Source organism: Azotobacter chroococcum (assembly GCF_004339665.1).
Classification (GTDB): Bacteria; Pseudomonadota; Gammaproteobacteria; order Pseudomonadales; family Pseudomonadaceae; genus Azotobacter; species Azotobacter chroococcum.
On record NZ_SMMU01000020.1, the window covers coordinates 24,101 to 40,767 of the forward strand.

General features: G+C 64.1%; 22 protein-coding genes. 3 read left to right on the forward strand and 19 right to left on the reverse strand.

Features of this window, described 5'->3' with window-relative positions; genetic code table 11:
* The first annotated feature begins 21 nt into the window (after positions 1 to 21).
* Positions 22 to 240, forward strand: a complete 219-nt coding sequence (locus EV691_RS15645; protein WP_039800865.1) for a Nif11-like leader peptide family natural product precursor — start codon at positions 22 to 24, stop codon at positions 238 to 240.
* A 43-nt stretch (positions 241 to 283) separates the two neighbouring features.
* Here the strand turns inward: EV691_RS15645 and EV691_RS15650 are convergent, their stop codons facing one another.
* The 18 genes from EV691_RS15650 to nifH form a co-directional block, all read right to left on the reverse strand.
* Entirely contained in the window at positions 284 to 715 is a 432-nt protein-coding gene (locus EV691_RS15650; RefSeq protein WP_232487159.1) for a hypothetical protein, read from the reverse strand.
* The gene (locus EV691_RS15655) at positions 712 to 1,470 is read right to left on the reverse strand and encodes a DUF364 domain-containing protein (protein WP_207390184.1); all 759 of its coding nucleotides are present in this window, start codon (positions 1,468 to 1,470) and stop codon (positions 712 to 714) included. Before EV691_RS15655 ends, EV691_RS15650 begins: the two co-directional genes overlap by 4 nt.
* Positions 1,467 to 1,844 (reverse strand): hypothetical protein, encoded by a 378-nt coding sequence (locus EV691_RS15660; RefSeq protein WP_039800862.1) that lies wholly within the window; start codon positions 1,842 to 1,844, stop codon positions 1,467 to 1,469. Before EV691_RS15660 ends, EV691_RS15655 begins: the two co-directional genes overlap by 4 nt.
* The gene (locus EV691_RS15665; protein ID WP_131298267.1) at positions 1,841 to 2,341 is read right to left on the reverse strand and encodes a hypothetical protein; all 501 of its coding nucleotides are present in this window, start codon (positions 2,339 to 2,341) and stop codon (positions 1,841 to 1,843) included. The genes EV691_RS15660 and EV691_RS15665 overlap by 4 nt, the downstream gene beginning before the upstream one ends.
* Positions 2,342 to 2,346: 5 nt before the next feature.
* A complete protein-coding gene (locus EV691_RS15670) occupies positions 2,347 to 2,670 on the reverse strand; it encodes a 2Fe-2S ferredoxin (RefSeq protein WP_039800856.1) in 324 nt (107 codons plus the stop codon).
* Between the two features lie 12 nt (positions 2,671 to 2,682).
* Positions 2,683 to 2,973: a ferredoxin III, nif-specific gene (gene fdxB, locus EV691_RS15675; RefSeq protein ID WP_039800853.1), complete on the reverse strand. Its 291-nt coding sequence runs from the start codon at positions 2,971 to 2,973 to the stop codon at positions 2,683 to 2,685.
* Between the two features lie 279 nt (positions 2,974 to 3,252).
* Positions 3,253 to 3,462 carry a CCE_0567 family metalloprotein gene (locus EV691_RS15680; protein ID WP_089166742.1) on the reverse strand — a complete coding sequence of 70 codons (210 nt, stop codon included), beginning with the start codon at positions 3,460 to 3,462 and terminating at the stop codon, positions 3,253 to 3,255.
* 15 nt (positions 3,463 to 3,477) lie between these two features.
* Positions 3,478 to 3,960, reverse strand: coding sequence for a NifX-associated nitrogen fixation protein (locus EV691_RS15685; protein WP_039800850.1), 483 nt, complete (start codon positions 3,958 to 3,960; stop codon positions 3,478 to 3,480).
* Positions 3,961 to 3,991: 31 nt separating this feature from the next.
* Positions 3,992 to 4,468 carry a NifB/NifX family molybdenum-iron cluster-binding protein gene (locus EV691_RS15690; RefSeq protein ID WP_039800848.1) on the reverse strand — a complete coding sequence of 159 codons (477 nt, stop codon included), beginning with the start codon at positions 4,466 to 4,468 and terminating at the stop codon, positions 3,992 to 3,994.
* Positions 4,469 to 4,471: 3 nt separating this feature from the next.
* Positions 4,472 to 5,848, reverse strand: a complete 1,377-nt coding sequence (gene nifN / locus EV691_RS15695; RefSeq protein ID WP_131298265.1) for a nitrogenase iron-molybdenum cofactor biosynthesis protein NifN — start codon at positions 5,846 to 5,848, stop codon at positions 4,472 to 4,474.
* A 10-nt stretch (positions 5,849 to 5,858) separates the two neighbouring features.
* Complete coding sequence (gene nifE / locus EV691_RS15700) at positions 5,859 to 7,268, reverse strand: nitrogenase iron-molybdenum cofactor biosynthesis protein NifE (protein ID WP_131298263.1); 1,410 nt, start codon at positions 7,266 to 7,268, stop codon at positions 5,859 to 5,861.
* Positions 7,269 to 7,530: 262 nt separating this feature from the next.
* Positions 7,531 to 8,265, reverse strand: a complete 735-nt coding sequence (locus tag EV691_RS15705; protein WP_039800841.1) for a 4Fe4S-binding leucine-rich repeat protein — start codon at positions 8,263 to 8,265, stop codon at positions 7,531 to 7,533.
* A gap of 8 nt (positions 8,266 to 8,273) precedes the next feature.
* A complete protein-coding gene (locus EV691_RS15710; RefSeq protein WP_039800840.1) occupies positions 8,274 to 8,543 on the reverse strand; it encodes a DUF6129 family protein in 270 nt (89 codons plus the stop codon).
* Positions 8,544 to 8,566: 23 nt separating this feature from the next.
* Complete coding sequence (locus EV691_RS15715; RefSeq protein ID WP_039800837.1) at positions 8,567 to 9,295, reverse strand: dinitrogenase iron-molybdenum cofactor biosynthesis protein; 729 nt, start codon at positions 9,293 to 9,295, stop codon at positions 8,567 to 8,569.
* A gap of 4 nt (positions 9,296 to 9,299) precedes the next feature.
* Positions 9,300 to 9,518, reverse strand: coding sequence for a putative nitrogen fixation protein NifT (gene nifT, locus EV691_RS15720; protein ID WP_039800835.1), 219 nt, complete (start codon positions 9,516 to 9,518; stop codon positions 9,300 to 9,302).
* A 130-nt stretch (positions 9,519 to 9,648) separates the two neighbouring features.
* Positions 9,649 to 11,220: a nitrogenase molybdenum-iron protein subunit beta gene (gene nifK / locus EV691_RS15725; protein ID WP_131298261.1), complete on the reverse strand. Its 1,572-nt coding sequence runs from the start codon at positions 11,218 to 11,220 to the stop codon at positions 9,649 to 9,651.
* Between the two features lie 101 nt (positions 11,221 to 11,321).
* Entirely contained in the window at positions 11,322 to 12,800 is a 1,479-nt protein-coding gene (gene nifD, locus EV691_RS15730) for a nitrogenase molybdenum-iron protein alpha chain (RefSeq protein ID WP_131298259.1), read from the reverse strand.
* Positions 12,801 to 12,923: 123 nt separating this feature from the next.
* A complete protein-coding gene (nifH, locus tag EV691_RS15735) occupies positions 12,924 to 13,796 on the reverse strand; it encodes a nitrogenase iron protein (protein WP_131298257.1) in 873 nt (290 codons plus the stop codon).
* A 452-nt stretch (positions 13,797 to 14,248) separates the two neighbouring features.
* Here nifH and EV691_RS15740 point away from each other — a divergent pair, with 452 nt between their 5' ends.
* Both EV691_RS15740 and EV691_RS15745 read left to right on the forward strand, forming a co-directional pair.
* Entirely contained in the window at positions 14,249 to 15,112 is an 864-nt protein-coding gene (locus EV691_RS15740) for an SIR2 family protein (RefSeq protein WP_131298255.1), read from the forward strand.
* 33 nt (positions 15,113 to 15,145) lie between these two features.
* Positions 15,146 to 15,709 carry a hypothetical protein gene (locus EV691_RS15745; protein ID WP_131298253.1) on the forward strand — a complete coding sequence of 188 codons (564 nt, stop codon included), beginning with the start codon at positions 15,146 to 15,148 and terminating at the stop codon, positions 15,707 to 15,709.
* A 117-nt stretch (positions 15,710 to 15,826) separates the two neighbouring features.
* Here EV691_RS15745 and EV691_RS15750 read toward each other — a convergent pair whose 3' ends face one another.
* A complete protein-coding gene (locus EV691_RS15750; protein WP_131298251.1) occupies positions 15,827 to 16,564 on the reverse strand; it encodes a helix-turn-helix domain-containing protein in 738 nt (245 codons plus the stop codon).
* Positions 16,565 to 16,667: the final 103 nt, after the last annotated feature.

The window sequence follows — 16,667 nt, forward strand, 5'->3', positions numbered from 1 at the left end:
CCATCGAAAAGAGAAACCTGCATGTCCATCAAGGAAATCAAGGCCTTCGCCGAGAAGGCCAAAGCGGACCCGGCCCTCGCCGAAAAACTGAAAACCTGCGAAAAAGTCCGCGACATCCTCGCCCTGATCAAGGAATCCGGCTTCAGCGTCATCGAGGATGCGCTGTACCCGCCGAACGAGCCGCAGTTCAGCAAGGACCAGCTGTCGCCGAAGATGGCCAAGGCCCTGCTGCCTGCCTGAGTCCTTCCGCCGGGGCATCACGCCCCGGCACCCATTCCGGCGATCAGCCGAAACCAATCAGCACCTCGTAGATCCGTCGCAGCAGTTCGCGGTCGAGCCAGGGCATGCCGATGCTCTGCGGCAGCTCGATCCAGCGGGTGCCGGGCGGCGCCGGAGGGAGCTCGTGCCCGGACAGGGCCGCCAGATAGACTGGCAGAATCTGCCCCGGCACCTCCATGTTCAGCTGGAACTCGCCGACCAGCTCCAGCTGCCAGTCGAGCGCCATCGCCTCCTGCAGGCTGCGCAGCGCGCTGGCCGGATGGCACTGCACCGGCGCCTCCTGCGCCTCGGCGATCACCGCCAGCCTGGGCAGGGCCTGCGGCAGCACCACGCCGCCCTCGGTCGGAATCAGAAAGCGCAGCCGCGCGCTCACCGGATGCTTGTGGCAGAGCAGGATCCGCCACGCCAAATCTTCAGGGGTTTGTTGTTCGTTCATGAGTCCAGACCCAACAGGGCATATTCCACCGGCCCGGCGAACAGCCGGGTACCGCCTCCTTCGGCGACCACCTGACACGCGGCCCGGGCATCCTGTACCCGTACGCCCGCCAGGTAGTTCACCCCGAACCGTCGCCAGTCGTAGATCCACGGCAGACTCGGCCCCATCAGCACCACCTGGGCGTGCGACGACAGCTCCAGCAGGCGCGGCAGGGTCTTGTTGGCCAGGCTGCTGGCGGTGATGAACACCCAGTCGGCTTCCGGAAGCAGCTGCTCGACAGCCGTATCAGGCAGGTCGCCGTCCTGCGGTTCGCGCTCGAAGCAGCGGTACGGCAGGTCCTGCCAGAGCTGCGCGAGCCCCGGATAGTGGCCGATCACCGCGACCTTCTGCCCGTCCAGACGCGGCCGGAAGTGCTCGAACACGCTCAGGTTGCCGGGCGCCTCGCCGCGCAGCGGCTGGGCCTGGCGCAGACAGGGCGAGGCGCGGTTGATCACGGCATTGAGCACCGCCAGCCCCACGGCCGACTCGGCAGTGTTCCAGGACCGCAGCCAGGGGTACAGGCGCTCGCAGGCCTGGCCGCCCAGGGTGCCGGCCCAGCTCAGGGTGCGTGGCACCTGGCGCGGGCCGAAGGCGAAGCCGAGGCTGTCACCGACTTCCGCCAAGGTCCAGCTGAGACCGAGGCAGACCCGCTCGACGGGTTCTTCGCGGGCAACGCCGGTGGCATGCTCCAGCAGCCAGTCGTACAGGCCGTTCATGAGTCGAGCGCCGGCAGCAGGCGGAGCTCGCTCTTCAGCGCCCCGCGATAGCCCCACGCGGTAGCCGCCTCGATCACCCATGCGGGCTTGCACGGGTGCGGCAGCAGCACGTCGAACTCGGCAAAGGCCTGGCCATCGCCATGGATCAGCACGCTGCCCAGATAGCCGTTGCCCGGCGTGCGCCATTCGGCATACAGGGACTGGCTGTGGTCGTAGGCGTCCTCGCGCAGTTCGACGCGGGTATGCGGCGTGCCGGACACTGCCAGGCCCTGGTCGAGTCCGGCGGCGCGCAGGCTGTCGGCCAGCGCCTGCCAGATTTCCGCAAACAGCGGCCGGGCATCTTCCAGGCGCTTTTCAAGCATCGCATCGGTCACGCGGCATCCTCCTCGAAGGAACGGGCGATCTGCAGGAAGGCGCCCCCGCCGATCTCGTCGCCGGGGTCGAGCTCCAACAGTTTTTCCAGCACCTGCCGGGCCATCGCCACCTTGGCGCGGCGCAGGCGGATCACCCCCAGCGCCTTGAGGCTGAACAGGTACAGCCGCTCGGCGCCCTGGCGCCGACTCCAGTCGGCACTGCCCGGGTGCAGGCGGCGGTAGTTGCGGTCGAAGCCGGCCACCCCGGCGGCGGCACGCAGCGCCGCCCAGACGGCCGCCTCGGCCTCTTCGTAGCGTCTGCTGACGAAGTAGAATTTGTACAGGCCGATGTGCGCGTCCGGCTCCTCCGGCCAGCGCCGGCGCGCCTCAAGCAACAGGGCCTCGACGGCATCGGGGGTCCCGGCGCAGAGGGCGTTGTTGAGCAGGTAGCGCAGCGGCTGGGGCGAGCTGTCGGAAAAGAACGCGCGCTCGCCGGCGAACAGCAGCACATCGGCCATGTCGGTTACCAGATCTCGGCAGGGGTGAGCTTGTCCGCGTAGGGCTCGCCACCCAGCAGATGCTGCTCGACGATGATCGCGGCGTCGGCAGGCTCCACCCAGCTGTACATGACCGCACCGGGGTAGATCAGCACGTTGGCGCCGGCCTGGCACGGGCCGAGGCAGCCGGTGGTGGTCAGGGCGATGCGATTGGTCAGGTTCTTCTGGATCAGCACCTGGGCGAAGGCGTTGTAGACCGGCTCGGCGCCCTTGGCGCCGCAGCTGCCGCGCGGATGCCCGGCGGGACGGTTCTGACCGCAGATGAAGATGTGGAACTCAGGCTTGGCCATGCTCTCGTCTCCTCAAGCCGCTGCGGCTTCGTGGGTGTGGCACTGCTTGGGGCAGACCTTGGCGCACGAGGTGCAGCCGATGCAGTCCTGGCCATCCTTGACGGCCATGACCATCATTTCGTCATCGTCGTCATGATCGTCGTCGGCTTCCATGAGATCGGCGCGGTCGACCAGCTCGAACACATCGCGCGGACAGACCTTGTAGCAGCGACCGCAGCCGATGCAGGTCTGCGGATTCAGTGCGGTAACAAACTGCGGAACCCACTCGGCGCCGCCACGGGTACGCCCGGTAATCATAGCCATCTACTTTCTCCTGCCCGCCCCTTCACGGTGGCGGAGGCCAAACGGTTGTCGAAATCGATAAAGGCGGTTCGAAGGCCCGCTCTCAATGCTGTTGTGCGTTGCCGCCCGGGCTTGGCCGGGCACCGCCCGGCTTCGTGGGCACGGGCGGCAGCTGCCCGCCGCCAGGGCGGGCGCAAGGATTCGGGCGGTGAAGCCCTGGTGTAGAGGACGCAGACCTCGTGAGCCCTGGTCCAGGCACGCCAGCAAGGCGTGCCGTGCTGCGGCCAAGCCGCCGCCCGGCTAGGCGGCGCCGGTCGCGTCGAGACGCGCCTTGGCTTCGGCCCACTCCAGACAGGCCTGGTGGGCCTGCCTGGCCAATTCCGGCAGCGAGTCGTAGTCGTTGAACAGGCGATCCTCGACCAGGTCGTGGATCTGCGAGGCCCACTCGGTCGCGATGCGCTTCTTCTGGCTGACCTCTTTCTTCAAGGCCTTGATGTCTTCTTCGGTCATCGGGGTTCTCTCGAATCAGAGCTCGGCGACGGTACGGTGCTCGTTGACCAGCGTGGTTGCCTTGCCCAGCTGCTTGTTGGCCTCGGTGATCAGCGCCTCGAGGGAGTCGAACCCGAAGCGGTGAACGTCACGCAGCACCTTGTCCAGGGCAACCAGCTTGCCGACCAGGATCAGGGCGCGACCGAAACCTTCGTGGGTGATGTTGATCACCGGCACGGCGAGCAGGCCGGTCTCGCGCTCGATCAGCTGGGCGAGGGCGTTGTAGTAGGCCTTGACCCGGGAAATGGTGGTCTCGTCCGGATCGCCGACCACCGGGATGGCCTTGCGGCGCTCCTTGGTCAGCACCAGCGGATCGAGCACGCGGGCATCGCTCCAGGTGTCGTAGGTGCCATAGCTGTCCATGGAGCGCAGCTGGATCACCATCTGGCGGATGAGAGGATCTTGCAGGGACTTGTCGTCTTCCTGCACCACGGGTTCTTGTTGGTCTTCGTAGTACATGTACGCTTCCTCGCTGAAAAAATGATCGGACCTACTCGTCCCAGCCTTCGGCGGCCATGGCGTCGAAACGCTTCATGTCGGGACCGCGGGTGCGCTGGATGGCCTTGGCCAGCCAGGCCGACGGGCCTTCGCGCAGCTCGGCCTGGAGGGTTTCGATGAGCTCGGCGATGCGCGCGCCTTCGGCCACCTTGACCGGCTGCACGCCGATGGCCATCAGCTGGCGCACCGCCGAGGCGCCGCAGGCGCGGCAGTACACCGCGACGCAGCCGTCGAGCAGCTCGATCTTGCTGACCAGCTTGTCCTCGTTGCCGTCCTGCTCCAGCTCGCCGAACTCGACGACCGAGAGCAGCTGGGAACGCTCGGGATTGACCCCGTAGAGGACGAAGGAGCGCGACGAGCCGAAATGCTGGTCGACCAGTTCACGATCGGACGAGGCGAAGGCGACCTTCAGCAGGGTGCCGTCGTCCTCACCATCCAGTACCTGCAATTGTCGGGTCGGGCTGGACATTGCTCAGTGCCTCCATTGCGGCTGTTCGGTTGCGGGTTTCTGCGCATAGATCGAGTGATGGGGCGGGATACCCTGGTGGTTTTCGACCAGCAGGTTGGCCATGTCGAACAGGGCCTGGGTGGTGCCGCGATAGCCGCACCAGCAACGCTGGAAGCCGCCGACCAGGTCGTACTGCGGGAAGCCGACACGCAGCAGCGGCACGCCCAGACGCTTGGCCGGCTGCAGCGCATGGCTGTTGCCCAGCACCAGCTCGGCACCCTCGGCGCGCGCGCTGTTTTCCAGGTCTTCCAGATCACCAATCTGGATGGCGGCCAGCGGCGAGCCTTCCAGCGCCGGGGCACGAGCCGGCACCACCGCAGTCACGGTGCGCGAGCCGACGCTGCGCAGCAGGCGGTCGTAGGCCAGCAGCAGGTCGGGGTCTGCGGCGATGGCCACCCGGCTATCACCCAGCATGAAATGGGTATCCAGCATGGCGTCCTGCAGTTGCTGACGCTGGCGCTGCAGACGCGGCGGCACCGGGTTGCCGCTCAGGTTCGACAGCGTGACCAGCCACTGGTCCACGGCTTCCAGCCCCATCAGCAGGCCGAAGCGATGATCCGGCACCCCGGTGCGCTCCTTCAGCAGGTCGGCGGCCGGGAACAGGCTCTCGCCCACCACCAGGGTGGCGATACTCTGGTTGCAGCTCTTCAGCTCGTCCACGGTCAGGCCGCCAGTGGTCAGCGAGTTGAGGCGCGACTCTTCCAGGTGGCCGTCCAGCGAGCCGGACAGGTCCGGGATCAACACCGGACGCAGGCCGAAGCCCTCGATGCTTTCGCTGATGAACTCCAGGTCACCGGGAGTCAGGCTGGAGGAGCACAGCACGTTGACCTGGCGCTGACGCTGGCCGACCTTGCTGCGGTCTTCCGGCAGCAGGGTATCGATGATCGCCGTCACCGTGAGGGCGTAGCCGCTCTCGAAGCTGCCGGAGAAGTCCGGGGTGTTGACGGTCACCACCGGCACGTTGTCGAACTGCGGGAATTTGCTGCGGAACTCGTGCAGCGCCGAGTGCAGGTCACAGCCCTGGGTTTCCGACAGGCCGGTGGTGACCAGGCCGATCAGGCCGGGCTGGTTCTTTTCGCTGATGACCTTCAGCGCTTCGACGATGTTGTCGTCGGCGCCCATGATCGAGGTCACCTGATCCATCGCCGTGGTCTGCAGCGGAATCGGCTCACGGAAGTGACGGACGAAGAACACCTTGGCAAAGGCGGTGCAGCCCTGGGAACCATGCATGACAGGCATGCTGCGTGCCATGCCGAGGATGGCGAGCACGCCACCCATGGTCTGGCTGGCCTTCAGCGGACTGACAGCCAGCGCCTTCTTGCGATTGATGATCTCGGCCATGTCTCTCTCCTCAGGCGCCAGTCTTCGCCGGCTGCGGGTAACCGTTGCTGTCCCACGGTGCCGGGCTGCGGGTAGCCTCCCAGACCGGACTCTCGATGGTCAGGCACAGCTGACGCACCAGTTCGATCATGCCGTCGTAGCCGGCATAGCCGAATTCACGCTCCTGGTTGATGTCGAGGAAGGGCACGCGCCCCTTGAGCGAGGTGTACAGGTTGCGGCCGCCGGCAATCAGGATGTCGGCCTTGTAGTCCTCGACGGTCTGCAGCAGGATCTTCGGGCTGCCCTCGTCCAGCATGCGGACGTCATCGCCCATCAGCTCGCGGATGCGCGCCTTGTCCTCCTCGGTGGACTTGCGGGTGCCGGTGGCCACCACCTTCATGCCCAGATCCTGCAGGGCGGAGATCACCGACCAGGACTTCACGCCGCCGGTGTACAGCAGCACGCGCTTGCCGCTCAGGCGCTCGCGCCACGGCTCCAGCGCGGCACGCACCTTGGTCTCTTCGCGCTCGATCAGCGCTTCGGTACGGGCGGTCAGGTCGGGATCCTTGATCAGCCGGGCGAAGTCGCGCAGCGCCTGGGAGGTGTCGGTGATGCCGTAGAAGCTGCCCTCGAACCACGGAGTGCCGTAGCGCTCCTGCAGCTTGCGGGCGACGTTGAGCATGGCCTTGGAGCAGACCATCATGTTCACTTCGGCGCGGTGCATGGTCTGCACCTCGCGGTAGCGGGCATCGCCGGCCAGGGTGCAGAGCACGCGGATGCCCAGCTCGTCCAGCAGCGGCAACACGTGCCAGAACTCGCCGGCGATGTTGTATTCGCCGATCAGGTTGACGTCGTGCACCTTGATGCCGGGGCGCTCGCTGCCCTCCGGCAGCGGATCGGGCTCGCGGGTGCCGATCACGTGCTTGAGCATGGCCTCGCCGGCGATGCGGTTGCCGAGGTTCTTGGTGCCGTAGAAACCGGCACAGTCCACCGGAACCACCGGGGTGTCGAAACGCTCGGCAGCCGCCTTGCACACCGCGTCGAGGTCGTCACCGATCAGTGCCGGCACGCAGGTGTTGTAGACGAACACCGCCGGCGGCGCGTAGGTCTCCACGGCCTGGCGGATCGAATGGAACAGGCGCTTCTCGGCACGCCCCATGATCACGTCGTTCTCGGTGAGATCGGTGGTCATGCCGATGCGGTACAGGTCCGGCCCGCTGGAGCGGGTACCACGGTTATCCCAGGAGCTGCCGGCACAGGCGATCGGGCCGTGCACGATATGCGCGACATCCACGATCGGCAGCAGAGCGATCTGCGCACCATCGAAGGCACAGCCACCGGCAGTGGCGCCGGGCTTGGGCTTGGAACAGCCGGACTTTTCCTTCTTGTTGTGTTCGCAGGCAGGCTCGTCGAGCAGCTCGGCAATATCCTTGGCTTTCATCGCGTACCCCTCTGGTCGTTGATGCAGCGGTTGCAATGGATCATTGCAATGCCCGTACCATAAGGTAAGCACTTGATTTTAAAGGATTTGCCGCGGGAAACCTTTGTCACAAACGCGCCTTCCTGTCAGGTTTGCAACAAGCTGGCAACCGGCAACGGGCATTCCCGCCAACGGCGGGCGAAAGACGACAAGGCTACGAAGGCCGGCGCAGGAACGACCGGCGAGGCCGCCCCGTCCGCAAGGTACGGGGCGACAGCGGGGATCAGGCGCTGCCGAGCCGCTCGGCGATCGCCAGGCGAACTTCCGGATCGGGCTCGTCGAGCTTGCGCAGCGCGGCCAGCGGCGCGTGCTCCACCGCCGCCAGACGCACCGTCCAGTCAGGGTCGTGGAGCAGTTCGAGCAGATCATCGCCACGCAGGCGCGAGGCGACGATGCGCCGGACCTCGGGCTCCGGATCCTGGGTCATCAGCCCCAGGCTTTCCTCGGGCAGACGCCTGGCCACCAGCTTGCGCACCTGGCGGTCCTCATCGCGCATGAAGCGGAACAGGCGGCCCTGGGGAATGCGCTGGACCACGTAGGCGCGCACCAGATAATCCTTGTCGGCAGCCATCTGCTCCAACTGCTCCAGCGGCAGGCGGTCGGCCACGGTGATGCGCACCTCGCGGTCCTCGTCGTGCATCAGCGCGCCGAGCTGCTCGCGGGGCAGGCGGTAGGCGACGGCGCGGCGGACCACCTCGTCGCTGTCACGAATCAGCGGGGTCAGCGCCTCCACCGGCGAATAGCGTACGGCGATGGCGCGACGCTCCCAGAAGGAGTCGGCCAGGTACTGCACGGCCAGCTGCGGATTGTTGCGGAAGAAGCGGTCGATCTGCCGCCCGCTGTCCACCGCCACGCAGGCATCGCCCGGCGTGCAGCGGCCGCCCAGCAGCAGATTCATGCGGAAACTGCAGGCCCGGCAGTCGCCTAGGGGCGTGATGTCGCCTTGATCGTCGGCCATGCCTCACCTCAATCCTCGATGATTTCCGCCAGGACAATGCCGGAGGCGGAGCCCAGGTCGTTGCTCAGCACCGAGCAGTGATCGCTGGAGTTGACCAGATAGACGTTGAAACCCGGACGCTCGGCGACCGGCTTGGCGTTGACCACGATGTCGTCGTCCATGCAGCAGGTGAAGTGCACACCGGGATGGGCGCTGCGCAGGCTGGCGAGCAGGCTTTCGTCCAGAGCCCCCTGTTCGGCCTGGCGGATGACATCGTCGAGAAGTGTTTGGCTGATCATGGCTGTGTCCTCATCCGGAGCAGTTACTGGGTGAAACGTACGCGCTGGTCGGGCTCGGCGCCCATCGCCTTGGCCAGCCAGGGAGGCGGCGCGGTGGCCAGCACCCGCTGCAGTTCCTCGACGATCTCGCGGGCCGGCTGGGCACGCGCCAGACGCACCGGATGGACCCCGGCGCGGACCACCTTGGCCGCCGCCGGACCGCCGATGCTCAGGGTGTAGAGCAGCTGGCAGTCGGCGAGCAATTCTGCCCGGCGCGCATGACGGTCTTCATCGTCGCGGCCGGGACCGGGCTCGCGCAGATCGACCAGGCGAGTCTCGCGGGGCGAAATCTGGTAGATGAGAAAGCGCGCGCAGTTGCTGAAGATGCCGTCCAGGCGCTCGCCGCTGTCGGACGCGCAGGCGATACGCACCGAGTAGGGGAATTCGCCGTCGCGATAGGGCTCGGGGATCGGCAGGGGATCTTCCGGCATGCGTACGCCGCGGCCCTTGAGCAGGCCGAGCGCGCTGTGCAGCTGACGATCGGTCAGCGTCAGCGGCGCACTGTCTCCGCACGCCTCGAGCAGACGGGCACGCAGGCGGGAAGCACGCAGTTTGCGCAGACGCGCTTCCGTGATGGGTTCGCCAACGGCGGCAATCAGGGCGCGCAGCAGGTGGGCGGTGTCCACCCCCTTGAGCGAGCGTGCCGCCAGGGCAATGCGCAGGGCCAGATGGGCCGGCAGGGGGGCCTGGCCGTACGGCGGTTGCGCACTCATGGAATCAGGCCTCGCCGGCTCGCTTGGCGCGCACGGTGATCGGCAGCTTGGGTTGCGGGATCGGCTCGATGAAGTAGCTCGAACCATCGCCGAGGGTGACTTCGCCGCCCCACAGCTCGGGGCTGTCATGCTCCAGGGACACCACGATTTCTTCCTGGTCTTTCTTGGCGATGTAGAAGGTCAGCTGACCTGCGTCGTTGCGGCGGATCATGACACTGGGCATGGGCTTGCTCCTTAGACAGATTTGGCGGTTGCCGCAGGCCGAGGATACTGAAGACCCACCACCTGCAGCCGCCGCCAAGGAAGTACCGGAGCGGCGTATGCCGCTCCAGCCAGGACCACTGAACTACGACTTAGCGAACCAGGTCGTGGTTGTAGTCGGTAGCCTGCATACCGCGGGTTTCCTCGTCCAGACGCTCCAGGATCGAGTTCACCAGGGTGGTCAGGATCTGCATGGCGCCTTCGTAGCCCATGGTGGTCTGACGGTGCAGGTGGTGACGGTCGAAGATCGGGAAGCCGATACGGATCAGCGGAACTTCGAACTCTTTGCCCTTGTGCAGGGTGTCGCGCTGGATGAACTTGCCGTAGCTGTTGCCGATCATGAAGTCAGGCTTGTCGGTGAAGACCAGCGAACGCAGGTGCCACAGGTCCTTGCCGACGTAGACGGTGGCATTCTTGCCGTAGGGCGAAGCTTCGAGGATGGCGTCGACCGCCTTCTTCCAGCGCTTGTTGCCGTTGTTGCACAGGATGTGCACCGGCTCGCAGCCCAGTTCCAGCAGGAACTTGACCATGCCCATCACGAAGTCCGGGTCACCCCACAGGGCGAAACGCTTGCCGTGCAGCCAGGTGTGGGAGTCGGTCATCATGTCGACCAGACGGCCACGCTCCTTGGTCAGGCTTGCCGGAATCGGCTGGCCGCTGATTTCGCTGACTTTCATCAGGAATTCGTCGGTCCAGTCCAGGCCCATCGGGATGTTCAGCTTCGGAACTTCGTGCTTCCAGGTGCCTTCGACCAGTTTCTTGGTCTTCTCCAACTGCCAGGGTTGCAGCAGGACGGTGCTGAGAGCGTTCGGCGCGTCCTTCATCTCTTCCTGGGTGGTGCCGCCCGCGTACATGCGGAACTGACCGTCAGCCGGGGTATCCAGCACTTCTTCCGGATCGGAGAGCAGGCTGTAGCCCACGCCCATTTCCGAGAGCATGCGCTTGATCACGCGGAAGTTGCCCAGGTAGGTTTCGAAGCCGGGGACGATGTTGAGCTTGCCGTTGCTGCCAACCACCTTGTCGTCCATGGACTTCACGGTGAAGTAGCGAGCGATGCCTTCGAACATGTTGTCCCAGCCGGTCACGTGGCTGCCCACGAAGCTCGGGGTGTGGGCGAACGGCACCGGGTACTCGTCAGGAATGAAACCTTCCTTCTTCGAGTTGTTGATGAAGGCGTTGAGGTCGTCACCGATGACCTCGGCCATGCAGGTGGTGGACACTGCGATCATGTCGGGCTTGTAGGTAGCCTTACAGTTCTGCAGACCGTCCTTCATGTTCTGCTGGCCGCCGAACACCGCCGCGTCTTCGGTCATGGAGTCGGAAACGCAGGAAACCGGCTCGCGGAAGTGACGGTTGAAGTAGGAGCGGAAATAGGCCACGCAACCCTGGGAACCGTGCACGTAGGGCATGGTCTTCTCGAAGCCCAGTGCGCACAGGACAGCGCCCAGCGGCTGGCAAGCCTTGGCCGGGTTGATGGTCAGGGCTTCACGCTGGAAGTTCAGTTCCTTGTATTCTTCAGTGGTGGTCCACTGGAACACTTCGTCGATCTTCTCTTGCGGATGCTTTTCCTCGAAGCCGTCGCGCTTCTTGGCAAGCATGTCCTTGTAATCTTCGTCGAGGAACAGCGGGTAGCTGGCTTTGATGTTATCGACTTGCTGGCTCATGACTCTCTCCTACGCCCCACTCATCTGTGGACGGCGATAGCGGATGTCGGCTGCGGGCGGGAGGCCCGCCCACAGCGGACGTTGCGTACGATTGCGGACTATCAGGCGCTGGCGGCGACTTTCTCGGCAGCTTCGGAAGCTTCCCAGGGAGCCTGCAGCTTCTTCCAGCACGGATTGTTCAGGGTCATGTCCATGTCACGGGCGAAGATGGCGAAGCCGTCGAAGCCGTGGTACGGGCCGGAATAATCCCAGGAGTGCATCTGACGGAAGGGGATGCCCATCTTCTGGAAGATGAACTTTTCCTTGATGCCGGAGCCAATCAGGTCGGGCTTGACCTTCTTGACGAACTCTTCGAATTCGTAGCCGGTCACGTCATCGTACAGCAGGGTGGAGTCACCCATTTCCTTCATGGTACGGTCGTAGTCGTCGTTGTGGGCGAACTCGTAACCGGTACCCACGACTTCCATGCCCAGATCTTCGTAGGCGCCGATCACGTGACGCGGACGCAGACCACCGATGTAGAGCATGACGCGCTTGCCTTCCAGGCGCGGACGGTACTTGGCGACCACCGCTTCCCACTCAGGCTTGTACTTGGCGATGACTTCTTCGCACTTCTTCTGGATGCTCTCGTCGAACTTGGCGGCGATGGCACGCAGCGACTCGATGGTCTTGGTCGGGCCGAAGAAGTTGTACTCCATCCATGGGATACCGTACTTCTCTTCCATGTGACGGGAGATGTAGTTCATCGAGCGGTAGCAGTGAACCAGGTTCAGCTTGACCTTCGGGGTCAGCTCGATTTCGGCGATGGAGCCGTCGCCGGACCACTGGGCGACGCAACGCAGGCCCATTTCTTCCAGCAGGATGCGCGAGGACCAGGCGTCGCCACCGATGTTGTAGTCACCGATGATGGCTACGTCGTACGGGGTGGTTTCGAAGCTGTTGTCGTCGTCACGGTTGCCCAGGACCCAGTCACGGACTGCGTCGTTGGCGATGTGGTGACCCAGGGACTGGGAAACGCCACGGAAGCCTTCGCAACGCACCGGAACCACGGTGGTGTTGTGCTCGGCACCCTTCACCTTAGACACGGATTCGATGTCGTCGCCGATCAGGCCGATCGGGCACTCGGACTGGATGGAGATGCCCTTGTTCAGCGGGAACAGGGTTTCCACTTCGTCGATCAGCTTGGCGAGCTTCTTGTCGCCGCCGAACACGATGTCCTTCTCCTGGAAGTCCGAGGTGAAGTTCATGGTGACGAAAGCGTTCACACCGGTGGTGCCGATGTAGTAGTTACGACGGCCGGCACGCGAATACTGGCCGCAGCCTACCGGGCCGTGGGAGATGTGGATCATGTCCTTGATCGGACCCCAGACCACGCCCTTGGAGCCGGCGTAAGCACAGCCGCGGATGGTCATCAGACCGGGCTGGGACTTCTTGTTGGAAGTGATGCACTTCTTCGACTGGGTCACCGCCGGGTCGTTGACGGCCAGGTGCTTGGCGCGGTCTTTACGGGCTTTCTCGGGGTAAACTTCCAGGACTTCCTGGATGAGGGATTCGACCTCTTCGCGCGACATACCGGACATTGGGTATGACTCCTCTTGCTTTGCGTTCGTGTGCGGGTAACGGATGGGCCGCACTGCGCACTGCGCAGTGCGGCACTCCGGCAGGGCCCATCTGCCCTGCCCCGTCCTACTGAAGCGGAGCTATCACTCTTCGGCAGCGGCCTTGCCGACGATGGACTCGTCTTCTTCTTCCATAACGCCGAACTCCATCAGCAGAGCTTCGAGCTCGTCCATGGTGATCGGGTTCGGGATGATCAGCATCTTGTTGTCGACAACCTTGCGAGCCAGGGTACGGTACTCGTCGGCTTGCTTGGCGGTCGGATCGTATTCGATCACGGTCATACGACGGATTTCGGCGCGCTGTACAACGTTGTCACGCGGTACGAAGTGGATCATCTGGGTGCCCAGCTTGGCAGCCAGGGCGATGATCAGCTCGTCTTCGCGGTCGGTGTTACGGCTGTTGCAGATCAGGCCGCCCAGACGCACGCTACCGGAGTTGGCGTACTTCACGATGCCCTTGGAGATGTTGTTGGCGGCGTACATGGCCATCATCTCGCCGGAGCAAACGATGTAGATTTCCTGAGCCTTGTTTTCGCGGATCGGCATGGCGAAGCCACCGCACACCACGTCGCCCAGTACGTCGTAGAATACGAAGTCCAGATCGTCTTCGTAGGCGCCTTCCTCTTCCAGGAAGTTGATCGCGGTGATAACACCACGGCCAGCGCAGCCAACGCCCGGCTCCGGACCACCGGACTCAACGCACTTGACGCCGCCGTAGCCGACCTTCAGCACGTCTTCCAGCTCCAGATCTTCCACGGTGCCGGCTTCGGCAGCCATTTCCATGATGGTGTTCTGGGCCTTGGAGTGCAGGATCAGGCGAGTGGAGTCAGCTTTCGGGTCACAACCAACGATCATGACCTTCTTGCCCATCTCGGCCAGGGCCGCCACGAGGTTCTGAGTGGTGGTGGATTTACCGATACCGCCCTTGCCGTAGATGGCGCATTGACGCATAGCCATAGTTAAGTTCCTCAGGTTGCATTTCCACTTGAAAGTTCGGCTTGTCAGCCTGAACAAGTCCGCGCACTGAACCTAATGCAGCGTCTGTGCCAGCACTCGAGGCAAACACCTAACTTATTGATTTAAATGGATTTGATACCTGACGACAGGTCCGACAAGGCGGTTTGATACATAACAATCCACCTACAAACCCCTACGCTGTCTGTTGTAATTGCTACAACCGAACAATGTCCCTACATCACTTCCCACTTCCTCGCCATCCCCGCCCCTGGATGTGACAAAACCGACAATTGTCGCGAAGCCGCGCCCCGCCGTGGCCCACAGACGCGACAAGCCCCCTTGCCAAACACCATAAATTGCTTATATTTCAGTTACTTGTTCGCATATCGCTACTGGGCGCGGTTATTGCAAGTGGTTGTCGATTCTTGCCCTTCTTTCCGCAGGAGAGTCCAGTGAACAACAGCTTATTAAAGGAAATCCTCGCCCAGCTCGGCTCGGGCGAAATCGTTCCCTACCTGGGCCAGGGCGTCCTGCGTGGAGTCGTCGACCGCGACACGGGCAAGCCGATCCCCGCCGACAGCGACAGCCTGATCCTCGCCATGACCGGCGGACAGCCGATGTCGCCCCGTCTTATGTATGAGTTCTCCCGGGCCGCCATGCACCTGGAGAACAAGAAGGGCCGCAGCTTCATCGAGCGCTTCCTGACCCAGGTCTACGGCGGCGACAACTGGACCCCCTCGGCGGTCCACCAGTGGCTGACCAGTCTCGACCTGCCCTATATCATCGACTGCAACCGCGACACCCAGCTGCAGCACTGCTATATCGCTGCCGAGCGCAAGCACACCTTGGTGGTCGGCGCCGCACGCCTCGCCGCGACCCCTTACCGCTTCGACCTGTACCACTTCGCGGACGGCAAGTACCGCAAGATCGCCCTGGAGCAGGTCGACACCGCCCTGCCGGTGATCTTCAAGCCGCACGGCACGCCGCTGCCCAAGCCCGGCTACGTGGCCTCCGATGCCGACTTCGTCGACTACATCACCGAGCTGATGGGCGGCTTCGCGATTCCCGACTGGCTCAAGCTGCACCGCAAGAACAAGCGCTACCTGTTCCTCGGCCAGCACTTCAACCGCGACACCGAGCGCATGGTGATGAGCGATATGATCTACGATGCCGCCGAACCGGCCGGCTGGGTCCTGATCGATCAGCCGAGCGACAAAGAACGCAAGGTCTGCGAGCGCAAGAACCTGCAACTGATCGAGGCCGACTGGAGCAGTCTCCTCGCCCTCGCCAACCCCAGTGCCACCGAAGTGGCCTGACTCCTCTTCCTTCACCTAGACGAGAAGCCAACCATGCTGTTGAAAAGCTACGAAGACCAATCCCTGCTGTGCAACCTCAGCGTCAAGGGCGCAACCACCGAAGCCGGCGTTGAAGCCTTCCGCGGCGATCTGGTCGTGATCGAAGGCGACATCGCCGACGACGCCGGCCGCCGCCTGCCGCCGAAAGCCGTGCTGAAGCAAGCCGGCCTGCTGTTCAAGAACGACAAGCTGAGCATGGTTTCCGGTGGCCTGGACCAACTGGCCCACATCCAGCCCTTGTTCGAGCGCTACAAGGGCGACCTGGCTGCCGACGTACAGGTGATCTTCTACGTTGGCAACCTGAGCAAGCCGGTCTACACCGAGCTCGACGGCGTCAAGATGATCCTTCAGCCCCACGAAGAAGGCGCCATCTGGAACACCATGATGGACGACCTGCGCCTGGACAAGGAAGACTTCAAGGGCCAGAGCGCCGAAGACAAGGTCATCACCATGGCCCAGGGCCTGGCCGACTACAAGCCGAAGTACGAAACCGTCGCCTTCGCCGATGCCCTGAGCTTCGTCTCCACCGTTCAGCGCGAGCACCGCGGTCCGGTTTAATCGACCGCACGGTTTTCCCCTTTTTCTTTCGGCAAGGATGCCCCACTAGGCCTGTTCGCCACTCCCCCTCCCCGCAGGGGGAGTTTTCTTTCCGGGCCCCGCCTTTCCCTCCCCCGCTCAGGCCTTGCGCCGCAGCCGGGTGAAGGCACCCAGCTCCCACTCGCGCAATGCCAGCAACATCCCCGTGCCATGCCGCTTCGCCAGCGGCGCGACCAGGCTTTCCTCGTGCAACTCGGCGAAACGCCGGCGCAGCGTGCGGATCTCCGCCTGCAGCTTGGCCAGCGCCGACTCGGTGAGCATGCCGTGGGAAAAGGCCATGACCTCGTCCGCGGCGGCGAAGTCGCTGTGCAGGAAATCCCCCAATCCCTGGCGACGGAAGAAGCTGCGGATCGGCCCTGCGGGCAGCCAGTCGAAATCCCGTGCGACGTTGAGGCGCACGCGGTTGCCCGGCAGTAGGTCGAGCAGGCGCAGGCGGTCCAGCCGGGCCAGGCGCTGGATGCACTCCGCCTCGCCGAGCCGATAGACGGCGAGGATCTCGTCGAACGTCCAGTGGTTCAGCACGCAGACCGCCACCAGCAGCAGCTTCTCGTCGGAGACCAGCTCGCGCTCCTGGACTTCGCTCAGGGTGTGCAGGCGGGTGCCGCTCAGCGCCGCCTCCTGGGCCAGCTCGGCCAGGCTGAAGCCGAGCAGGTGGCCGATCTCGAGCAGCCGGTCGAGACTGAAACGTCGGGTTGCGAACATGCGCTTGACGCTCGCCTCGGACAGCCCGAGGCGCGTGCCCAGCTCGCGATAGGTGATGCCCTGGAGTTTCAGGCGCTGCTTGAGGGTGCCTACCAGGCGGTCGAGTTCGCTCATCGGACAAAGGTATCGTTTTCCGCTACTTGTCTGGCAATTCTGCACGACTTTTTCCAACAAGGTTTCGCTTTCATCCATGAGTCGCCATGCTGGCGGCTCCTCC